At 70.9% G+C, this 18,732-nt stretch carries 16 protein-coding genes, 1 tRNA gene, 1 pseudogene and 1 CRISPR repeat array (1 of these 19 only partly in view); of the genes and pseudogenes, 7 read left to right on the forward strand and 11 right to left on the reverse strand.

Features of this window, described 5'->3' with window-relative positions; translation table 11 throughout:
- A CRISPR array of direct repeats spans positions 1-523; the repeat unit is 29 nt; unit sequence GGGAACAACCCCGCACGCGCGGGGACCAC; it begins 725 nt to the left of the window's first position.
- Between the two features lie 264 nt (positions 524-787).
- A complete protein-coding gene (locus PSQ21_RS17860) occupies positions 788-1,894 on the reverse strand; it encodes a MarR family transcriptional regulator (RefSeq protein ID WP_274031536.1) in 1,107 nt (368 codons plus the stop codon).
- Positions 1,895-2,319: 425 nt separating this feature from the next.
- Here PSQ21_RS17860 and PSQ21_RS17865 point away from each other — a divergent pair, with 425 nt between their 5' ends.
- Entirely contained in the window at positions 2,320-2,982 is a 663-nt protein-coding gene (locus tag PSQ21_RS17865; RefSeq protein WP_274031537.1) for an HAD family hydrolase, read from the forward strand.
- On the opposite strand, the gene PSQ21_RS17870 is transcribed toward PSQ21_RS17865, so the two are convergent.
- Entirely contained in the window at positions 2,963-4,189 is a 1,227-nt protein-coding gene (locus PSQ21_RS17870; protein ID WP_274031538.1) for a helix-turn-helix transcriptional regulator, read from the reverse strand. The two genes, PSQ21_RS17865 and PSQ21_RS17870, sit on opposite strands and share 20 nt — an antisense overlap.
- A 433-nt stretch (positions 4,190-4,622) precedes the next feature.
- Here PSQ21_RS17870 and PSQ21_RS17875 point away from each other — a divergent pair, with 433 nt between their 5' ends.
- Positions 4,623-4,922 carry a hypothetical protein gene (locus PSQ21_RS17875; protein ID WP_274031540.1) on the forward strand — a complete coding sequence of 100 codons (300 nt, stop codon included), beginning with the start codon at positions 4,623-4,625 and terminating at the stop codon, positions 4,920-4,922.
- Positions 4,923-5,267: 345 nt separating this feature from the next.
- Positions 5,268-6,371 carry a methyltransferase domain-containing protein gene (locus PSQ21_RS17885; RefSeq protein WP_274031542.1) on the forward strand — a complete coding sequence of 368 codons (1,104 nt, stop codon included), beginning with the start codon at positions 5,268-5,270 and terminating at the stop codon, positions 6,369-6,371.
- An 87-nt stretch (positions 6,372-6,458) separates the two neighbouring features.
- Here PSQ21_RS17885 and PSQ21_RS17890 read toward each other — a convergent pair.
- The 4 genes from PSQ21_RS17890 to PSQ21_RS17905 form a co-directional block, all read right to left on the reverse strand.
- Positions 6,459-6,546 (reverse strand) — tRNA-Ser (locus tag PSQ21_RS17890).
- A 90-nt stretch (positions 6,547-6,636) separates the two neighbouring features.
- Positions 6,637-7,065 (reverse strand): tRNA adenosine(34) deaminase TadA, encoded by a 429-nt coding sequence (tadA, locus tag PSQ21_RS17895; RefSeq protein ID WP_274035809.1) that lies wholly within the window; start codon positions 7,063-7,065, stop codon positions 6,637-6,639.
- Positions 7,066-7,253: 188 nt separating this feature from the next.
- Positions 7,254-7,808, reverse strand: a complete 555-nt coding sequence (locus PSQ21_RS17900) for a tRNA adenosine deaminase-associated protein (RefSeq protein WP_274035810.1) — start codon at positions 7,806-7,808, stop codon at positions 7,254-7,256.
- A gap of 216 nt (positions 7,809-8,024) precedes the next feature.
- Positions 8,025-8,291 carry a hypothetical protein gene (locus tag PSQ21_RS17905; protein WP_274031543.1) on the reverse strand — a complete coding sequence of 89 codons (267 nt, stop codon included), beginning with the start codon at positions 8,289-8,291 and terminating at the stop codon, positions 8,025-8,027.
- Positions 8,292-8,393: 102 nt separating this feature from the next.
- Here PSQ21_RS17905 and upp point away from each other — a divergent pair, with 102 nt between their 5' ends.
- Complete coding sequence (gene upp, locus PSQ21_RS17910; RefSeq protein WP_030075862.1) at positions 8,394-9,029, forward strand: uracil phosphoribosyltransferase; 636 nt, start codon at positions 8,394-8,396, stop codon at positions 9,027-9,029.
- 106 nt (positions 9,030-9,135) lie between these two features.
- On the opposite strand, the gene PSQ21_RS17915 is transcribed toward upp, so the two are convergent.
- From PSQ21_RS17915 to PSQ21_RS17930, 4 genes and pseudogenes are all read right to left on the reverse strand, one after another.
- Complete coding sequence (locus PSQ21_RS17915) at positions 9,136-9,738, reverse strand: LytR C-terminal domain-containing protein (protein ID WP_274035813.1); 603 nt, start codon at positions 9,736-9,738, stop codon at positions 9,136-9,138.
- 228 nt (positions 9,739-9,966) lie between these two features.
- Positions 9,967-10,263, reverse strand: coding sequence for a type II toxin-antitoxin system VapB family antitoxin (locus tag PSQ21_RS17920; protein WP_003967677.1), 297 nt, complete (start codon positions 10,261-10,263; stop codon positions 9,967-9,969).
- Between the two features lie 220 nt (positions 10,264-10,483).
- Entirely contained in the window at positions 10,484-12,016 is a 1,533-nt protein-coding gene (locus tag PSQ21_RS17925) for a M28 family metallopeptidase (protein ID WP_274035815.1), read from the reverse strand.
- A 279-nt stretch (positions 12,017-12,295) separates the two neighbouring features.
- Positions 12,296-12,922, reverse strand: a pseudogene (locus PSQ21_RS17930) (HhH-GPD-type base excision DNA repair protein); the annotation flags it as partial.
- Between the two features lie 246 nt (positions 12,923-13,168).
- On the opposite strand from PSQ21_RS17930, the gene PSQ21_RS17935 reads away from it, so the two are divergent.
- Positions 13,169-14,122 carry an eCIS core domain-containing protein gene (locus PSQ21_RS17935; protein WP_274031545.1) on the forward strand — a complete coding sequence of 318 codons (954 nt, stop codon included), beginning with the start codon at positions 13,169-13,171 and terminating at the stop codon, positions 14,120-14,122.
- Positions 14,123-14,239: 117 nt separating this feature from the next.
- On the opposite strand, the gene PSQ21_RS17940 is transcribed toward PSQ21_RS17935, so the two are convergent.
- On the reverse strand, positions 14,240-15,601 hold the full coding sequence (locus PSQ21_RS17940) for a COG1470 family protein (RefSeq protein ID WP_274031546.1): 1,362 nt from the start codon (positions 15,599-15,601) through the stop codon (positions 14,240-14,242).
- Between the two features lie 212 nt (positions 15,602-15,813).
- On the opposite strand from PSQ21_RS17940, the gene PSQ21_RS17945 reads away from it, so the two are divergent.
- Entirely contained in the window at positions 15,814-16,440 is a 627-nt protein-coding gene (locus tag PSQ21_RS17945) for a response regulator transcription factor (RefSeq protein ID WP_274031547.1), read from the forward strand.
- 205 nt (positions 16,441-16,645) lie between these two features.
- On the forward strand, positions 16,646-18,715 hold the full coding sequence (locus PSQ21_RS17950; protein ID WP_443334394.1) for a VWA domain-containing protein: 2,070 nt from the start codon (positions 16,646-16,648) through the stop codon (positions 18,713-18,715).
- Positions 18,716-18,732 lie beyond the last annotated feature (17 nt).

Here is an 18,732-nt window from a genome sequence, read left to right on the forward strand (position 1 = left end):
GGGAGGGGGAACAACCCCGCACGCGCGGGGACCACACCGGCGCCTCGCGGGAGCTTGCGGCGGAGCGGGGAACAACCCCGCACGCGCGGGGACCACCCAGTGGTGTTGCCTCTGCTCACTGCCGCCCAGGGAACAACCCCGCACGCGCGGGGACCACGTGACGCTCCCGGATCAGGCCGCGGATCGTCAGGGAACAACCCCGCACGCGCGGGGACCACGTCTGAGAGGGCGGCCCAGTCGCCGACACCACGGGAACAACCCCGCACGCGCGGGGACCACCCTTCCAGGAACGTCTCGAAGCCCTCGGCCACGGGAACAACCCCGCACGCGCGGGGACCACTGGCGTCGGCGTCTTGTCCCCAGGTGGCCCAGGGGAACAACCCCGCACGCGCGGGGACCACTGGCGTCGGCGTCTTGTCCCCAGGTGGCCCAGGGGAACAACCCCGCACGCGCGGGGACCACACCTGGGTTCAGCCGGGATCGGCGCACCGTCCGGGAACAACCCCGCACGCGCGGGGACCACTGTTCGTGACCTGCGGTTCTATGCAGGCGAGCGGTGCTTTTCGGCAACCTTCAGAGAAAAGGACATATCGCCCCCTGGTTTGTGAGCGGCTCTGCTCGTAGCTCTAAACGTTGGGATTAATTCTGCCAGTTGCGGGCTGCCAGAGGCGGTCTTCAGGAGGCAAGGGTCGTCATCGTCCCGTACTGAGGGGCATTCTTTTCGCTGGGTACACCTGTGTTGATGGCTTCTGTATGCCGTGCCGTGAAGGGTGCCGCACTATCGCACTCAGACGGGTTTGAGCAGGTCGCGGAGGTTGCTCATGCGGGCCTTGACGTCGGCGATCCCGGCGGGGTGGGGCGAGTTCTCTCCGTCCACGGAGCCGGAGTGGGCTTCGCGGCAGGGGCGGCAGAGGCCGTCGGGGAGGGCCTGCGGGGGCCCGGGGCGGCCGCAGTCCGTGCATTCCACAAGAAGGCGGCGGGCGGGGGCCGGGGCTCCGGGCGAGGGGTTTCCGGCCGTGGGCAGCCGGGGCGGCACCTTGTCGTTGAGGCGGCGGCGGAGGAGGCCGACGGGGGAGTCGACCTTGGCGGGGAGTCCCGCCGTCAGCGCACTTGTCAGGTAGTCGACGCTCACGCCCCTGGCGAGCCACTCCGCTGCTTGTGGTTCCAGGGTGGCGCAGTCGTTGGCGGAGAGGGTGAGGCGGTGGTCGTCGCGGCCGAGGCGGGCCAGGGCGAGGTAGGCGGGGGAAGGGCCGGCCTCGGAAGTGCGGGGTGTCGCGAGAACCGTGTCCCTGGCGGCGGGCACATGGTCGGCGTCCGGGGCCTGGGCCGGGGTGCGCTGGTGCGGTACGGGAGTGGGCTCGGGGGCTCGTTCCGTACGGGGGCGCTCCGAGGCGGGCGGCGGTGGCGGTTCCTCGGCCGGGGCCGACGGTGGCGGCGGTGCCGCTTCGACTGCGGACGCCTCCGGCGCGGGGGCTGCGACCAGGGCGGCCTTCTCGGTGGCGAGGTAAGCGTTCCACCACTCGTTGTCGCGGGCCGTGCGGGACCAGAAGGTGCGGAAGACCCAGCGGGTCTCGTCGCCCGCGCCGACGACCGGGCACCGTACGCGCCGCAGATGCCCGGCGACCGACAGGGAGTTCAGCGCGGTGGAGATGGCCTGCTGGCCGTAGAGCGGGAGCTGCTTCGCCAGCGTCTTGACACTCATCGCCGCGCCCTCGGGGAGGTGGTCGACGAACCCGGCGACATACCGCTCACGGGTCGGTAAGAGGGCGAAGTCGTTCCGTGTACGGGCCTGTTGGTCCGGTGCCGAGCGTTTGCCGTAGCCGGGCTTGGCCATCGGGTACGCGGTGGAGCGTGCGGGGGCGTGCAGGGCGGAGCTAGGGTGCTGGGTAGCCAAGGGATCGGCTTTCTAGGGTATCGATCTTGCGGTGAGGCCCCGGCCTGGTGTGGCAACACCGGTCGGGGTCGTTTGGTCCTCGCACCGTAAGCAGTCGTGACGCTGTGCCGCAAGCTGTCACGATTAGTCATACTTGCTGACCGTTACGGAGGTGGGGAGGTAGGGAGGTTTTCCCAAACCCCTTCCTCTACCTACCGGTTAAAGAAGGCGCTCGAACCTCGGGTCCCGCATCCCGACGCCCGAGTCCCGACGCCCGAGCTTCGGGCTGGAGCCCCATCCACGTACCCCGCAGGAGTGACCCGACCATCCCGAAGCCCGAAGCTCAGGGCTCAGGACCCGAGCTTCGGGGGAGGTCGGGTGGCCCGGCCTGCGAATACAAGGGCCTTCCATCTCACGATCATCCGGCCGCCGCCTACGATCGCAGCATGATTCGTGCAGTCGTGTTCGATGTCGGTGAGTGCCTGGTCGACGAGACCCGTGAGTACGGCACTTGGGCTGACTGGCTCGGGGTTCCTCGCCATACCTTTGCCGCGCAGTTCGGAGCTGTGATTGCTCAGGGCAGGGATTACCGCGAGACGTTTCAGGTCTTCCGTCCCGGGTTCGATCTCTACGCCGAGCGGGAGGCCCGGGCAGCAGCCGGGCAGCCTGAGCACTTCGACGAGTCGGATCTGTACCCCGATGTTCGCGGCTCCCTGGCGGCCTTGCGTGCGGACGGCCTGTGGCTCGGTATCGCCGGCAATCAGACGGTCCGGGCGGGCGGCATCCTGCGCGGTCTGTTCGCTCAGGACGTCGACCTGGTCGGTACGTCTGACGACTGGGGTGCGTCGAAGCCTGACCCCGAGTTCTTCGTTCGCGTCGCCGAAGTCGTCCCCGCCGAGCCCGACGAGATCCTCTACGTCGGTGACCGCGTCGACAACGACCTGCGGCCGGCCATTACGGCGGGCATGCGTACCGCGCTGGTGCACCGCGGGCCGTGGGGGACGATCCAGTGGGAGACGGAAGAAGCGAGGAGGCTCCCCACCTTCCGAGTGGAGAGCCTCGCCGAACTGTCGCCGCTGATCAAACAGCTCAACGCGCGAGAGCACTGACGGTCGTCGACCAGTCGTAGAGCCGCTCGTCCAGATCCCGCACGCACTGTTCGTGTTGGTGGGCGACCAGGGCTTGGCGAACATCGCGTACCCGGTCCATGCCGGTCGCGTACCAGGTGCGCTTCAACTGATCGAGTGCGCGGACTGCGTACTGGCACGCCGCATCGACGTCGCCCGCTGCGGCCTCGACGGCGGCGAGATCACCCAGTACGACGGACCGCTGCTTCTCCTCCGCCTCGGGTAGTTGGTCGAGGGCAGCGGACAAGGTGGCCCTGGCCTGCGGCAGGTGCCCCGCCCGTAGCTGCGTGTTGCCTTTGAACGCGGCCAGACGCGGAGCGCTGAACCAGTCGAACCATTCGGGCACGGGGTGTTCGGTGTCCGCTGCGAGCACGTCTTCCCCGTGGCTGATGAGGTGAAGAGCGGTGCGGGTGTTACTCGCCCGGGTCTCGCATTCGGCTTCGACGGCATCGAGCCATGCGAGGAGCAGCGCCGGGGGGTCACCGCGACGAGCATAGGTTCGCGCCGCGACAATCCGCCGTGCGGCCTCATCCCGGTGCCCTTCCCATCCCGGTACGAAGGCCATGTGCGCAAGTGTCGCCGCTCCAAGAAGATGATCCTCGGCCTCCCGGGCAGCCTGCAGGCCGCGCAGCCATGTCTCATCCGCTTCGGCGGACTCCCTGAGGTCGAAGAACTGAATGCGCCCCGCCAGCAGCCACGTTTCCGACAAGGAGGAAGCCACTGACTGGCGGGTACGGCCGACCGTTTCCGTGAGCAGGACACACCCGAGTTCTGCGTGCCCGATCACAGTCGGGTAGAGGGCTGTCGGCGCGACGGACCAGTAGAGGTTCCGATGGGCGCGGGTAACAGCGGCGAAGTCACCGCCGACCGAGGCCGGTTGGATTGTCGCTGTCGACTGGATGGGTACAGCAGCCAGGCCCCTCCCGGCGGCGTTCAATGCGGAGTGCGGTCGCTGCCCGTCACTCTCCCTTCCCGGCGGAGTGGTGAACCCAAGCTCCTCCATGCTCTGGCCCAACAAGTGGACGAGCGCCGACTGCAGATCCGGGTGGGGCCACGGCGGTGCCGAAGACTCCCAGCGCCTCACCTGCCGTACTCCTACGCCGAGGGCTTCTGCGAGCGCCTGTTGTGAGTGATATCCGGCGGCTACGCGCGCCGACCGTAGACGGGTGTTGATTCGTGGTTGGGGCACCGGGCACCTCCGTAGCGGTTGTACTGATGGTGACAGTCGGCCCTCTCTGATCCGAGCGATCCCTCAAATGGTTGCATATAAGTCCTCTTTGGTGCCTCGAAGAGTCCTATGAAAGTCCTCGAAAGTGGTCACTGATAGGGCCAGTCTGGGCTTTCGTCAGACACCACGCAGCGAGGAAAATCATGATCGGTGCTCGGGCATCACAGCAACGCCACGGGAAGCCACCGGCGGACGAGGAGGTTCGACCACCTTCTCCCCGCACTCCAGAACGGAAGGTCTTTGCCCTGATTGCCTTGTCCAAGCGCTCAGTCGCCCCGGATGCCGCGTACCGCACATTGCTTGGTCACACTGCGACCTGCGCCGCGTGCCGCGCGGGAGTCTCCTGCCCGACGGCCGTGCGCTTGGGTCGGGCATGGCGGAAGGCCCGACGCGAATGAGGTGCTACGCGGGCAGGGAGGCACACGAGTTGCTGTTTGAGGGTGAGTCGGGGGCTCACTGCCCGGAGCATGAGGTGACGTTGCTCTGGCGTGGTGATCCGATCACGGCCGCCGATGCGACCGGGGGTGCGGACGCTGACCTGGACGGGTTGTCGGCGGGGGCGGATGGTCCGTACGGCGTGGTCTGTCGCAGTGCGTTGGTGACGGGTCCGGCCGATGTGCACGCCCTGTGCCTGCGGCCGGATTGTGCCTGTCCGTGTCATGCGTCGATCACCGCTCTTCAGGAAGCCGGATGAGCATCAACTTCTCGGCAACGGGTGTCCGGACGTGTGAAGCGTGTTGGCGCGCCCCGGTCACTGCCGCACGGCGTACCGAGGGCGGTCGGGATCTGTTGTGCCGGACGTGTGCCGAGGGTGGTTGTCCGCGCCGGGTCGATCTCTTTCCGCCGTACGGGATCTACCGGCTGCACCGTCCTGCCCATCGAACCGTTTCACCGATCAGAGGAGATGCATGATGACTACTGCCTCCGTACGTGCCGATGCCGGTAAGCATGGCGGGCCTCCGTCGGACAAGCCGTGGACGCCGCCTTCGGAGCCGAAGCCGTCTCCTGACGGCAGCCGGCCGCAGTGCTTCCCGCAGTCGTGAGCACCGCACACCCGGCATCCACCTACCCCGCCCTGGTCCAGGAGTTGGCCGATTGTGGGCTGATCGATGCGCGGTGGCGGCGGGTGTTCGAGGCTGTGCCGCGTAGCCGGTTCGTTCCGGAGGCTGTGTGGCGGCAGCTGCCCGACCGGTGTGAGCCGGTGGTGGGGATGGATGCGTGGCTGGCGTTGGTCAACAGCGACGAGCCGGTCGTCACCCAGCTCGACGACGGAGCCGAGGGCGGGCCCGGTGTGGCCACGTCGTCGAACTCGATGCCCTCAATGGTCGCCCGGATGCTGGGCCTGCTCGAAGTCGATGACGGTCAGCGGGTGTTGGAGATCGGCACCGGCACCGGGTACGTTTCCGCGTTGCTCTGCGAGCGGCTCGGTGACGATCTCGTCCACAGTGTGGAGCTGGACCCGGTCGTGGCCCGGCAGGCGGCCGACGCCCTCGCGCAGGCCGGCTACCGGCCGCACCTGCGCGTCGGGGACGGCGAACAGCCCTGGCCCGGCCTGGGGCTCGTGGACCGGCTGATCGCCACCTGCGCGCTGCGGTACGTCCCGTACGCGCTGCTCCGGCAGGTTCGGCCCGGTGGAGTCGTCGTGGCCCCGCTCGCCCGGGAGTTCTGGTCCGGCGCGCTGGTCCAGCTCCGTGTCCAGGGCGACGGTACGGCGGTGGGGCCGTTCTGCGGCGGGGCCACGTACATGCCGATGCGCGCCCATCGCGTCCCCGATCTCCACGAGGTGCGGGGCCAGGGAAGGCCCCGCGCCGCCGGCCTGGACCCCGCCCGCCTCCTCGATCTCGGGTTCGCCCTGTACGCGGGTGCCCGGCTTCCCGGCGTACGGCTCATCCACCGGAGCACTGCCGAGGGCGTTCAGGTGTGGGTGACCCGGGAGGACGGTGGTGCTGCCACGGCCGTCTCCGGGGAGGCGGTGTGGCAGTACGGGCCCGGGTTCCTGTGGGAGGAGATCGAGCAGGCCTGGTGGGAGTACGAAGCGGTGGGGCGACCCGACGCCGAGCAGTTCGGGCTGACCGTGACCGATCGAGGGCAGCAGGTATGGCTCCGGGACCCCGAGGAGGTCATCCGGTCCAGCCGGGTGTGAAGGTGGCCCCGGACCGGCGGAACGGAAGCCGGGGCCAATACCAGAAGGGGCGTCCGACTGAGATCAGTCGGACGCCCCTTCCACAAGCGGTAGCGGTGGGATTTGAACCCACGGTGACGGGTTACGCCACACTCGCTTTCGAGGCGAGCTCCTTCGGCCGCTCGGACACGCTACCGAGAGAGAGCTTAGACCATTCCGGGGCGTGGACAGAAATCGGTTCCCGGGAGTGGGGCCGTACCTGGTCGGGTGGCAGGGCCGTACCTGGTCAGAGGGTGCGGAAGAAGGCCGTCAGCTGCTCGGCGCACTCGTCCTCCAGCACGCCGCCGATCACCTCCGGGCGGTGGTTCAGGCGGCGGTCGCGGACCACGTCCCAGAGGGAGCCGGCCGCGCCGGCCTTCTCGTCGCGGGCTCCGTAGACGACCCGGTCGACGCGGGACTGCACCAGGGCCCCCGCGCACATCGTGCAGGGCTCCAGGGTGACCACCAGCGTGCAGCCGGTCAGGCGCCACTCGCCGTGGGCCTCGGCCGCCCGGCGCAGGGCCAGGATCTCGGCGTGCGCGGTCGGGTCGCCGGTGGCCTCGCGCTCGTTGTGGCCGACGGCCAGCTCCGCGCCGTCGGGGCCGAGGACGACGGCGCCGACCGGCACATCGCCGGCCGACGCCGCCCGTCCGGCCTCGGCCAGGGCGCGGCGCATCGGTGCCTGCCAGGGGTCGCGTACGGGGTCCCGTACAGGGGCGTGCTCGGGTACGCGTACGGGATCCGGGGCGGGCTCGGGTGAGGGGTCCGGCGGTCGTGCGATCACCTGCGGGACCCTAACGGACGGGACAGGAGGGAAGGGATGGGGAAGGGGGGTGGTGGTGGAGGGGAGGCGTACGGGTCCGGTCAGCGGACCGACTCCAGGACCTCCGCCGCTCCCACGGCCTCCGCGATCTCGGAGAGTGCGTCGGTCTGCAGGGTGAGCAGCTCCTTCTCGGACATCCCGAGGTCGGCGAGGACCCCGAGTTCGCCGATCGGGCCCGCCGGCACGGCGTCCGGGTTGGTGTCGTCCTCGTCCGGGTCGGCGGTCGCCGGGGCGGACCGTTCGGGCTCGCCGTCCTCGGTGCCGTCGAGGTCGACGAGCTCCTCCAGGGCGGCGATCTCGTCCTCGGCCCCTGGTTCGCGGCCGAGCATTTCGTCGGTGAGCAGGATCTCCCCGTACGAGGAGCGGGCGGCGGCGGACGCGTCCGAGACGTAGATTCGGGGGTCCTCCTCACCGTCCACCCGGACGACGCCGAACCAGGCGTCCTCCTGCTCGATGTAGACCAGGACCGTGTCCTCGTCCACCGAGGCCTCCCGGGCCAGATCCGTCAGATCGGACAGGGTCTCCACATCGTCGAGCTCTGTATCGCTCGCTTCCCACCCGTCTTCGGTGCGCGCGAGCAGTGCGGCGAAGTACACCGTGACTCTCCCACTGGTCATAGGCGAATCGGTCCGGCGGGAGGGCGAACGGTGATCCGTCCGTCCTGCGCCCCGCCCAACCGGCATCGTGGCAGAAACAAGCGCCGTGCGAGACCTCTTCGACCGTTGCGTCGGCCATCAGTTCCAGGAGTGCCTGGTCGGCCCTCGCCCTGACGAGCCGATCGGCGGGGGAGTGCGCCGGTGGTACAGGGAGGTTCACCAGCGGAACGTGCGCATCCGCATCTGCTGTCGCATACGGGCCGCACGGGCCCGGCGCGGCTGGACGCGGTCGCGCAGCTGCTTGGCCTCGTGGAGCTCACGGAGGAACTGGACGCGTCGTCGGCGGCGGGCGGCGTCACTCTCCTGCGCGTCCTCGACCTCATCCGCCGCGCCCTCGGCGTCGCGCCCGTCGCGCGGCCCTCGCGAGGCCGGGTCGCGCCGGTCGCGCGAGGCCGGGTCGCGCCGCAGTTCCCCGTCAGCCATCGACACACCACCCCAGTGCTGGGTCCGTATGCCCCCACCTTCCCCCCGAACAGGTGGTTGATGCCAGCGCAGAGTGCCGGGAGGCGCGGTTACTGTTGACACATGCGGATCCACGTCGTCGACCACCCGCTGGTGGCGCACAAACTCACCACGCTGCGCGACAAGCGCACCGACTCCCCGACCTTCCGGCGGCTCGCCGACGAGCTGGTCACCCTTCTCGCGTACGAGGCCACCAGGGATGTGCGTACCGAGCAGGTCGACATCGAGACCCCGGTGACGCCCACGACCGGGGTGAAGCTCTCGCACCCCCGGCCCCTGGTCGTCCCGATCCTGCGCGCCGGTCTGGGCATGCTGGACGGCATGGTGCGGCTGCTGCCGACCGCCGAAGTGGGCTTCCTCGGCATGATCCGCAACGAGGAGACGCTCCAGGCGGAGACGTACGCGACCCGGATGCCCGAGGACCTCTCCGGTCGCCAGGTCTACGTCCTGGACCCGATGCTGGCCACCGGCGGCACCCTGGTCGCGGCCATCCGCGAGCTGATCAAGCGCGGGGCCGACGATGTCACCGCCGTCGTTCTCCTCGCGGCGCCCGAGGGCGTCGAGGTGATGGAGCGCGAGCTGGCCGGGACCCCGGTCACCGTCGTCACCGCCTCCGTCGACGAGCGGCTCAACGAGAACGGCTACATCGTGCCCGGCCTCGGGGACGCGGGCGACCGGATGTACGGCACGGCCGAATAGCCGTTCCGCGATGTGACGCCCCGTTCCGGTGTCGTACCGTTCCGTACGGTGCCGGGGCGGGGCGCTTTCGTGTGTGTGGCAGCGCAAGCGGGAGCGTGTGCGGGGTTCAGCAGGAGGGGGACGGGGCCGGGGCCGGCTTCGTCAGGGCCGCCATCGCGGCGGTGGCCTCCTGCGGGGTGCTGAACGCCTTGAACTTCGCCCCGAGGATCAGATCGACCTCGCCCGTCTTGCGGGTGTCGGTCTTCTGCACGGTGCCCGCCAGCTGGGTGCCGAGCACCGTGAAGCTGCCGTTCGTCGCGGTCGGTGCACCGAGCAGCACGCCCGTGCCCGGCACCTTCTTGTCGTACGCCTTCGTCGCGTTGCCCACCTCGCCGATGGCGAAACCGCGCTTCTTGAGCTCCTCGGCGGCGGACTTGGCCAGCCCGCTGCGCGTCGTCGCGTTGTAGACGTTGACCTTGATGGCGGCGGGCTTCGGCAGTGCCTTGGCCGTGGCCGCCGACGGCTTCGGGGTGGGGCAGTCCCGCTTGTGGTCGGCCGCGCCGACGCTCTTGTCGCCGCCGGTGAAGACGTCGATGAGCTGCAGCGTGCCCCAGCCGGCCAGGCTGAGGGCGACGACGGCTCCGATGCCCGCGAGGACCAGCCTGCGGCGGTGCCGGGGGCGGCGCATACGGGGGTAGGCGTCGCCCGTGATGCGGTACTTTCCGCCCATGCCGGGGGGAGTGAGCATGCTCATGGACGCAGCGTAGTGCGACCCGGTGATGATGCGTACAAAATGATCAGCGTATGGGGCCCGGATGGGCGGGAAAACACCCGAAAGGCCCGAAATGGGGCACTCGGTGGGGTGGGGGCCCGGGTGGGAACCCGGGTGGGGTGCGCCGGTGCCACGCGGCCGTGCTGTGCGCGGGCGGCCGACCGAGGGCGGTCGGGCGGGGCGGCGTCAGCCCAGGTCGAGGACGCGGGCGTGCAGCACCTGGCGCTGCTGGAGCGCGGCCCGGACCGCCCGGTGCAGGCCGTCCTCCAGGTAGAGGTCGCCCTGCCACTTCACGACGTGGGCGAACAGGTCACCGTAGAACGTGGAGTCCTCGGCGAGGAGGGTCTCCAGGTCCAGTTGGCCCTTGGTGGTCACGAGCTGGTCCAGGCGAACCGGACGCGGCGCGACATCCGCCCACTGTCGGGTGCTTTCCCGGCCGTGGTCGGGGTAGGGCTTCCCATTTCCGATGCGCTTGAAGATCACACGGAAAGCCTACCGGGCAAGGGCCACCGGGCGCAGCCGGGGAAGCGCACCGCGATGCCGGTGCAAAGGGCGTATAGCGCGGGATAGGGCTGGATACGGGGCAGGGGCCGCCGGAGTGGGCCCGGTCCGGAATCCGTACGGATTCCGGACCGGGCCCACTGTCGGGTTCACCGTGCTTGCGGGGGTCCGCCGCCCGCGGGCCCGTTCCGGGCTGCCGCTCCTACTCCGCGACCCGGCCGTGACCCTCGCGCAGGCCGCCGCCGCTGCCGCCGCTGCCGGGCGTGCCCGTGCCGGTGTCGGGGGTGACCGGGCGCGTCAGGGAGCGCAGGTCGTGGGCGTACGTCCCGACGGCGTTGGCGATCACGTCGATGTTGGTGTCGAAGTGACCCATGTCGATGTTGTCCAGGTCGTCGCAGGCCGCGTGGTAGCAGGGGTCGTACGCGATCCCCGCCTCGCCGCCGAAGACCTCGGCCTGGGCCGCCGTCTTGATGCCCTCCGCCCCGGTGTCCGTACCGCCGGACGGGATGCCGACCTCGATGAACGGCCCGTAGTCCGAGCGGCCGGTGAAGTCGGTGCCCTCGTGCGGCTTGCCCTTGCCGTCGAGGAACTCGTTGATGTCGCGCTCCAGTTGGGCCGAGCCCTCCGGGCCCGGGCCCTCGCCGACCTGGTCGGAGTTGTCGCCGTCGAAGACGAACTGCACACCGTTGGGCGAGGCGATCATGTCGAAGTTCAGGTAGAGCGCGATCTGTTCGCGCTGCTTCTCGGAGAGCGCCGCGACGTACTTCTCCGAGCCGATCAGACCGTTCTCCTCGGCCGACCACCAGGCGAACCGCACCTTGTTGGTGGGGTTGCTCTTCGACTTCGCCAGCTTCAGGGCGACATCGAGCAGGCCGGCGGAGCCGGAGCCGTTGTCGTTGATGCCGGGGCCCTCGGTCACCGAGTCGAGGTGGGCGCCGAGCATCACCGTCCGGGCGGAGTTGCCGCCGGGCGTCTCGGCGATGACGTTGCGGGTGGGGCGGTCCTCCTGGAGCTCGCGGATCTCGAAGGAGACCGTGACTTCGCCGCCCGCGAGATCGGCGGCGAGCTTCTCGCCCTCCGCCTGGGTGAGGCCGCCGGTCGGGATCCTGCCGGCCGCGACCTCGCCGAGCGTGCCGGACAGGACGCCCTCGACGTTGTTGTAGATGACCGCCCCGGCAGCGCCCGCGTCGGCGGCCGCCGCCTGCTTCTCGGCGAAGGAGCAGCCGCCGCGCTTGATCAGCGCGATCTTGCCGGTGAAGGTCGTGGACGCGTAGTCGGCCGCCTCGCAGCCCGTCGTCGCGTCGACCGGCACCGCGACGAGCGCCGCCGTCAGGCCGCCCACCTCGGTCGACGGCGTGTACGTCATGGCCTTGATCGTGACGTCGCGGGGCGTCGGCGTGACCACGGCGAGCTTCTCGGCCAGCGTCTCCGTGTAGGTGAAGCGGAAGTTCTCGTACGAGACCTTGTACCCGGCCCGCTGGAGCTGACGGTAGACGTACGCCGCCGAGGCGTCGTGGCCCAGTGAGCCGGCGGCGCGGTGACCGTCGGCCGAGTCGGCTATCGCCTGGAACTGCTGGAGGTGGCGGTGGGCGTCGCGTGCGGACGCCTTCCTCACCAACTCCTTCGACAGCTTGGCCGCTTCCTTGCCGGGGTCGTGCGGCGCGGGGCGTCCGGGGTGCGGGGACGCGGCCAGGAGGAGCGGTGTGGCCAGGGCGGTGGCGGCCACGACAGCCATGGCTCTGCGACGTGTTGCGTGCACAGGAGTCCTTCCGGTCTGAACGGCTGACGGCTTAACGGCTGAACGAATGTGCTGCGAAAGCTAGCGAGTGGGGTGGCGTCTGTGAACAGATGTGGCCGGATTTGATCGGAGGGAGGGAGGTGTCGGCCTGATTCGGCGCTTGACCGCGTCACTTCTCGGACGATGACCCGCCGCCCGGCTTCTTCGCCGCCTTGGCCGCCGGATTGCCCCCTTGGCGGCTGTCTTGGCCGCCGGATTGTCCGCCTTGGCAGTTGCCTTGGCCGCTGCCTTCGCCTCCTGCTTCGCCTCCTGCTTCGCCTCCTGTTTGGCCTTCTGCTTGTACGCGCGCACTTCGACGAGCGAATCCGGGCCCGTGATGTCGGCGACCGACCGGCGCGATCCGGCCTCCCCGTACGGGCCCGCCGCCTCCCGCCACCCCTTCGGCCGCACGCCGAACTGCTTGCCGAGCAGCGCCAAGAAGATCCGGGCCTTCTGGGTGCCGAAGCCGGGCAGCGCGTTGAGACGTTTCAGCAGCTCGCTACCGGTCGTCGCGTCCCGCCACACCGCGCTCGCGTCGCCGTCGTACTCCGCCACCAGGAACCGGCACAGCTGCTGCACCCGCTGGGCCATGGAGCCGGGGTAGCGGTGCAGGGCGGGTTTGGTGGTGAACAGTTCGGTGAAGGCGTCCGGGTCGTAGGCGGCGATCCGCCCCGCGTCCAGGTCGTCGGAGCCCATCCGTTCCGCGAGGGTGTACGGGCCCGTGAACGCCCACTCCATCGGAACCTGCTGGTCCAGCAGCATGCCGACCAGGGCGGCCAGCGGGCTGCGGCCGAGAAGCGCGTCGGCCTCCGGATTCTGGGCGATCCGCAGGGTGATGTCCTTGCCGCTGTCGCTCGTGGTCATGCAGCCGATCATCGCGAGCACGGTGGGTGACGGCGACCGGGACTGCGCCGATGGCCTCTCCCCTGTCGGCCGAAGGGAGTAGGGAGGCCACGGGGGCGGCCGTGGTGTGCGGGCCTGTCCGTGCCACCGCGCTGCCCGATGAGGCAGTTCCGGATGCCCCGGCCGGGCCGGGGCGCGGGCTGGACGGCCCGGGGGCCGCGCCGTGATCGTGGAATGCCGAGGACGGTGCGGTCAGGGGAGATGAGGATGGACGCGCACGACATCGAGCAGGAACACCACGAGCACGACGGACACCACGGACACCACGGGCGCCACGGACACGGTGGACACGGCGGGTGGGAACAGGCCCACGAGCGCGATGAGCAGCGCGGCGAAACCCCTGTGGAGGCGCCCGGCGAGCGGGCCCACCACGTCTTCCGGGCCGCGGCGGCGGGCCGGGCCGATGTGGTCGGGGCGGCCGGGATGGGGCTGCTCCAGCGGACGGCCGGCAACGGGGCGATCGGGGCGATGGTCCAGCGGGCCCGGTCCGGTACGGCCACGGAACCCGCCGCCGAACAGGCCGAGCAGGCCGACGAGACCGGGCAGGCCGAGCGGCCGGGGCAGGCCGAGGAGCAGCGGTCGCCGGTGCACGACGTGGTCTCCTCCGGCGGTGCGCCCCTGGACACCGACACCCGTACGGACATGGAGAGCCGGATGGGCGCGGACTTCTCCGACGTGCGCGTCCACCACGACTCCGCCGCCCACGAGTCGGCGAAGGGAGTCGGGGCGCACGCGTACACCGTGGGCAACAACGTGGTGTTCCAGCGTGACGCCTACGATCCCGGGTCACCGCAGGGCCGCACCACGCTGGCCCATGAGCTGACCCATGTGATCCAGCAGCGCAACGGCCCGGTGGAGGGAACCGAGGCGCCGGGCGGCATCCGGGTCAGCGACCCCTCGGACCGGTTCGAGCGCGAGGCCGTCGCCAACGCCGACCGGGTGCTGTCCGATCCCGCGCCGGAGGCCGCGCCTGCCCCGGCCGCCCCCGTGTCCGCCCCTGCGGCCGGCACCGCCGCCACCGCCCCCTCCACCTCCGCCGTGCAGCGGGCGGCCACGGAGGACGAGGACGAGCAACCCGCAGACGTACAGGGGTCGTTCGTGCAGCGTGCGGCGGAGAAGAAGCCGGGGGAGGAGGAAGAGGAGGAGAAGCCTCCGGCATGAAGGGGCCCGCTGCGGCCGGTCGGTCGGCCAGCGGGCCGGTCGGCCAATGGGCCGGTCGGTCAGGCGGACGGTTGGATGGTGGCGCGGTGGGGTGGCGGGGCGGTTCCCGGCGCGGGCTCAGCCTGCCGGGGTGTCCGGGCGCATCGTCCCGCCCAGGAACATCGAGGACGAGCACCGCGCGGGGGCCGGGGCGCCCACCGGCTTGCCGACCCGCCTGCAGTCGATCGTCATCGTGACCTTGCTGCCCGCGGGCACCAGGATCGGGGTCACGAAGTGGTAGTCGGAGTCGCGGAAGTTCTCCAGCCCGAGGCTCAGGACGCGGGTGTCCTCGCCGGCCGTGACGGTGACCGTGCCCGCGTCGCCCTGCGGGTTCTGCACCACGATGTCGGTGAGCTGGAAGGTGTGGCCGGCCGGTACCTCCAGGGCCGTCCCGGTGTTCGAGCCGCCGCCCACCGCGTCCCGCACCCGGACCTGCGCGCTGGTCGGGGCGCCCGACGCCGCGTCACCGCCACCGCTGCCGCCCGTGGCGGAGGGGCCCGGGGACGGAGTGGGTGTGGCCGAGCCGCCGCCCGTGCCCGCGCCGGCGGAGTCGCCGCCGCCGGAGTCCGCGCCGCCGGAGTCCGCACCGCCCGGTTCGCCCTCGTCCGGGGCCTTGCTCTTGTCGGCCGCGGCGGCCGACCGTACCGCCTCGGGCGTGACCGCCTCCCGGGCCGCGGACTTCACCGCCGGGCGCAGCAGCGCGTACCAGAGCCCCACCAGGACGAGGAGCAGCAGAGCGGCGGTGAGCAGGGCCCGGGGCAGCCAGCGCGGCAGGATCGGTTCCTGCTGGTAGGAGCCGTCCACCAGCACCGGGGCCGGAGCCTCCTCGCCCTCGGGCGGCTGCGGCGCGGCGAACACCTGGAAGGCGTGCGTCACCGGCGTACCGCGCCACATCCGCTTCGCCGGCCGGACCCGCAGCTTCGCGAACTCCGCGTGCCCCGGCTCGATCCGCAGCTCGGACACGGCGAACACCACCCGCGCCTGCTCCGTACCGGGCTGGGCCCCGAGCCGTACGGTCACCGGGGTGTTGCCCCGGTTGTCCACGGCGAACTGGTGCCGTCCGCTCCGCGAGCCGTTCGAGCCGCGCGGGACCAGTTCGGCGGTCGTCTCGGTGAACGGCAGAACGGTCACCCGGCCCTCGGGCACCACGGTGTCGCTCCGGTCGCCGGTCGGCATCACCCGGATCCCGAACGTGCTCTCGCCCGCGAGGACCGTCGCGTCGCGCGGCGGGCGCATGACCAGGGAGACGGTTCCGGAGTCGCCGGGGTACAGGGAGAGGACCGCGGGCTCCATCGCCGACCAGGCGGCACAGGTGCCGACCACCTCGAAGTGGTATTCCTCGACGGTCCGGCCGGAGTTGAGGATCTGGAGGGGAAGGGTCGTCTCCTCGCCCGGTGCGACGGTGACGGACGACGCGTCGAGGCTTGCGGTAAGGCTCATACGCGGACCGTAGGACCGGGCCGGAGGGCGGGCACCGGTCACGGAGGAACACTTTCGGGCAGATGTGATGCCCGACACAACCTTTCAGTTTCCTCGCGAGTAGGAACGGGAATCCTCTGACCGCCTCACACCTGATGGGGCGGACGAGTACAGCTGTGGAGCTTGTGCCTGCAGTGTGATGCTTCCGGCTGGTGCCCAGGGGGAGCATTCGCATGGAGCGCATCACTGTCGTTTTACGCGCGCAGGACCCGATCTCCCAGGCGGGAGTGGCCAGTCAGCTACGGGCCCGCCCCGAGGTCACCGTGGTCGACCGGGACGACGGCGAGCCGACGCCCCAGGTCGTGGTCATGGTGGTGGACGCGGTGGACGACGAGGTTCTGCGCGTCCTGCGCAACATCCAGCGCACCAGCACCTGCCGCACGGTGCTGGTGACCACGGACATCGACGAACAGAAGCTGGTCAGCGCGGCGGAGTGCGGCGTCGCGGGGGTCGTCAGGCGGTCCGAATCGACCCCGGACCATCTGGTTCAGGTCATCGGCACGGTGGCCCGGGGCGAGGGGCATCTCCCCTCCGACCTGCTCGGACGCCTCCTCGAAGAGGTCGGCAGGCTCCAGGGTCAGGTGCTCGGCCCGCGCGGCCTGCACTTCACCGGCCTGGCCGCGCGTGAGGTGGACGTGCTGCGGCTGGTCGCCGAGGGGTACGACACCGCGGACATCGCGACGAAGCTGGCGTACTCCGAGCGCACGATCAAGAACGTGCTGCACTCGGTGATGACCCGTCTGCAACTGCGTAACCGCTCCCACGCGGTGGCGTACGCGATGCGCCAGGGCCTCATCTGAGGGGCGGGGCGGGGCGGGGAGGGGCGGGGCGGCTTGCGGGCCGCTTCGCGAACGCCGAGCGGTCTGCGGGCCGCGTAGCGAACCCTGCTGCACCTTCGGGCACTTCGGTCTTCCCGTGGAAGTGACTCGTCTCTCTCCGTACGCGGACGGCCGGCACGCGACGGTGGCTCCGGGTATCCGGGCAGGGCGCGGGGAGGGGAACGCTGTGCGGTGGTTTCAGCCAGGAACAACGGGGCCGCGAAGGCGAGCGGCCGGGCTCGTACTCCTGCTGCTGGCCGCCGGTCTCGCCCCCGCCTCGGGCGTGAGCGGTGTGGCGTCCGCCGTGCCCGTGCCGCCGGAGCCGTGGGTCACTCCGGCGACGCTGGAGGAGAGGCTCGACCCGGGCGGTTCGACGGGCACGGACAAGCGGGTGCGGACCCCCGCGATCCCGCCCCGGCCGGACGTGGTCCTGCTGGTGGACGGTACGGCGAGCATGGCCGACGCGATCGCCAGCGTCCGGAAGAACCTGCCCGACATCACCGGCAAGATCCTGGCCGGGCAGCCCGCATCACGGTTCGCGGTGGCCACGTTCGGAGACCAGGAGGTCGACCCCGGGGCGGGGTTCCGGGTGCTCACGGAGTTGACGGACGATCTGACGAAGGTGCAGACCGGTGTCGACGGGCTGAAAACCGATCTCGGCAACGGCAGTCGCGGCCCCTCGGAGGACTGGATCAACGGGCTGTGGCAGATAGCCGACGGTGCGGGCGGCTCGACGGTGTTCCGCGACGGCGCGAGCCCGGTCGTGGTGCTCGTCGGCGACGCCTCCAGCCACGCGCCCAGCAACGGCCACACCATCGACGACACGATCTTCGCCCTCCAGGACAAGGGGGTCCGGGTGATCGGTGTCGATGTGGCGACCACGATCGGCGACGGCCTCAACGGCAACGGTGACGCCGGGGACCCGAACTACGTCGAGGACCCGCCCACCACGCCGGGCCAGGCCACTCGCATCATCGAGGCCACCGGCGGCCGGCTGCTCGAAAGCATCGACGGGGACCGGGTCGCCGATGCCATCATCGAGGGCTTCGACAACCTCCCCACCTCCGTCGGCTACCGCCTCGACGCCTGCGACCCGCACCTGACCGTCGTCCTCGACCCGCCCACCCGGCAGCTCACCAGCGGCGAGACCGCGCACTTCGTGGAGACCGTCGATGTGTCGGAGGACGCCCCGCAGGGCACGACGCTGACCTGCACCGTGCAGTTCCTGCTCGGCACCCAGATCCCGGGGACGGACACGGTCGGGCCGGCGGCGGTGCCCGATCCGGAGTTCCAGCAGCAGATCAGCATCGCCGTGAACGACGTCGACGTGCCCGTCGTCACCGTGGACGACCGTACGGCCAGGGCGCCCGACGACGACGGCACCCGCATCGACTACACGGCCACGGCGACGGACCCGCAGGACGGGGCGCTGCCCGTGACCTGCACCCCGCCGTCCGGGTCGCTCTTCCCGGTCGGAACGACGACGGTCACCTGTTCGGCCACGGACTCGGCGGGCAACACGGGGGCGGACACGGCACGGTTCGAGGTGCTGGAACCCGTCGTCCCGCCGGACCCGCCCGCTCCGCCGCCGCCTCCCCCGCCGCCGGCCTCCGACCTCGCGGTACGCGCCGATGTCAGCCCGGACCGTACGTACGTGGGGCGGCCCGCGACAGCCCGGTTCACGATCACGAACGCGGGCCCGGACACGGCGACCGGCGTCGTCCTCGGGACGGCCTGGCCGAGGACGGACGCGTCGAAGGACCGGAGCGTGCCCGGCCTGAGCCGGTGTACGGCGGCGAGGCCCTGCACGGTCCCCGCCGGGGGCCGGGTCGAGGTGACGCAGAGGGCGACGTACCGGGCGGCGGTCACCGGTGACGTACGGGCCACCGTGCGCGGCACCCTGCCCGACGGGCGGACGGCGAACAACCGGGACGTGGACCGGTTGAGGGTCCTCAAGCCCTCGCTGACGGTCACCCCACAGGTGGCGAAACCGGGGCAGCCGGTACTGGCCCGGGGCAAGGACTACCCGCCGGGCGAGACCGTACGTTTCACGTGGAACATCGGCATCACCGCGGACCGGTCCGGCGTACGGGTCGGTCGGGAAGGCACCTTCGAGGTGCAGGTGCTGGTCCTGCGCAAGGACACGCTGGGCCCGCGCTTCCTGCGGGTGGAGGCCCGCGACCTGCCGCGCCTGCGGAAACCGGTCCTGGTCGTGCAGCACAACCTGCAACCACCGGACTTCGCGGGTCGCTCATGAGTTCACTCTTCGCGTCG

Source organism: Streptomyces sp. MMBL 11-1 (genome assembly GCF_028622875.1).
Lineage (GTDB): Bacteria > Actinomycetota > Actinomycetes > Streptomycetales > Streptomycetaceae > Streptomyces.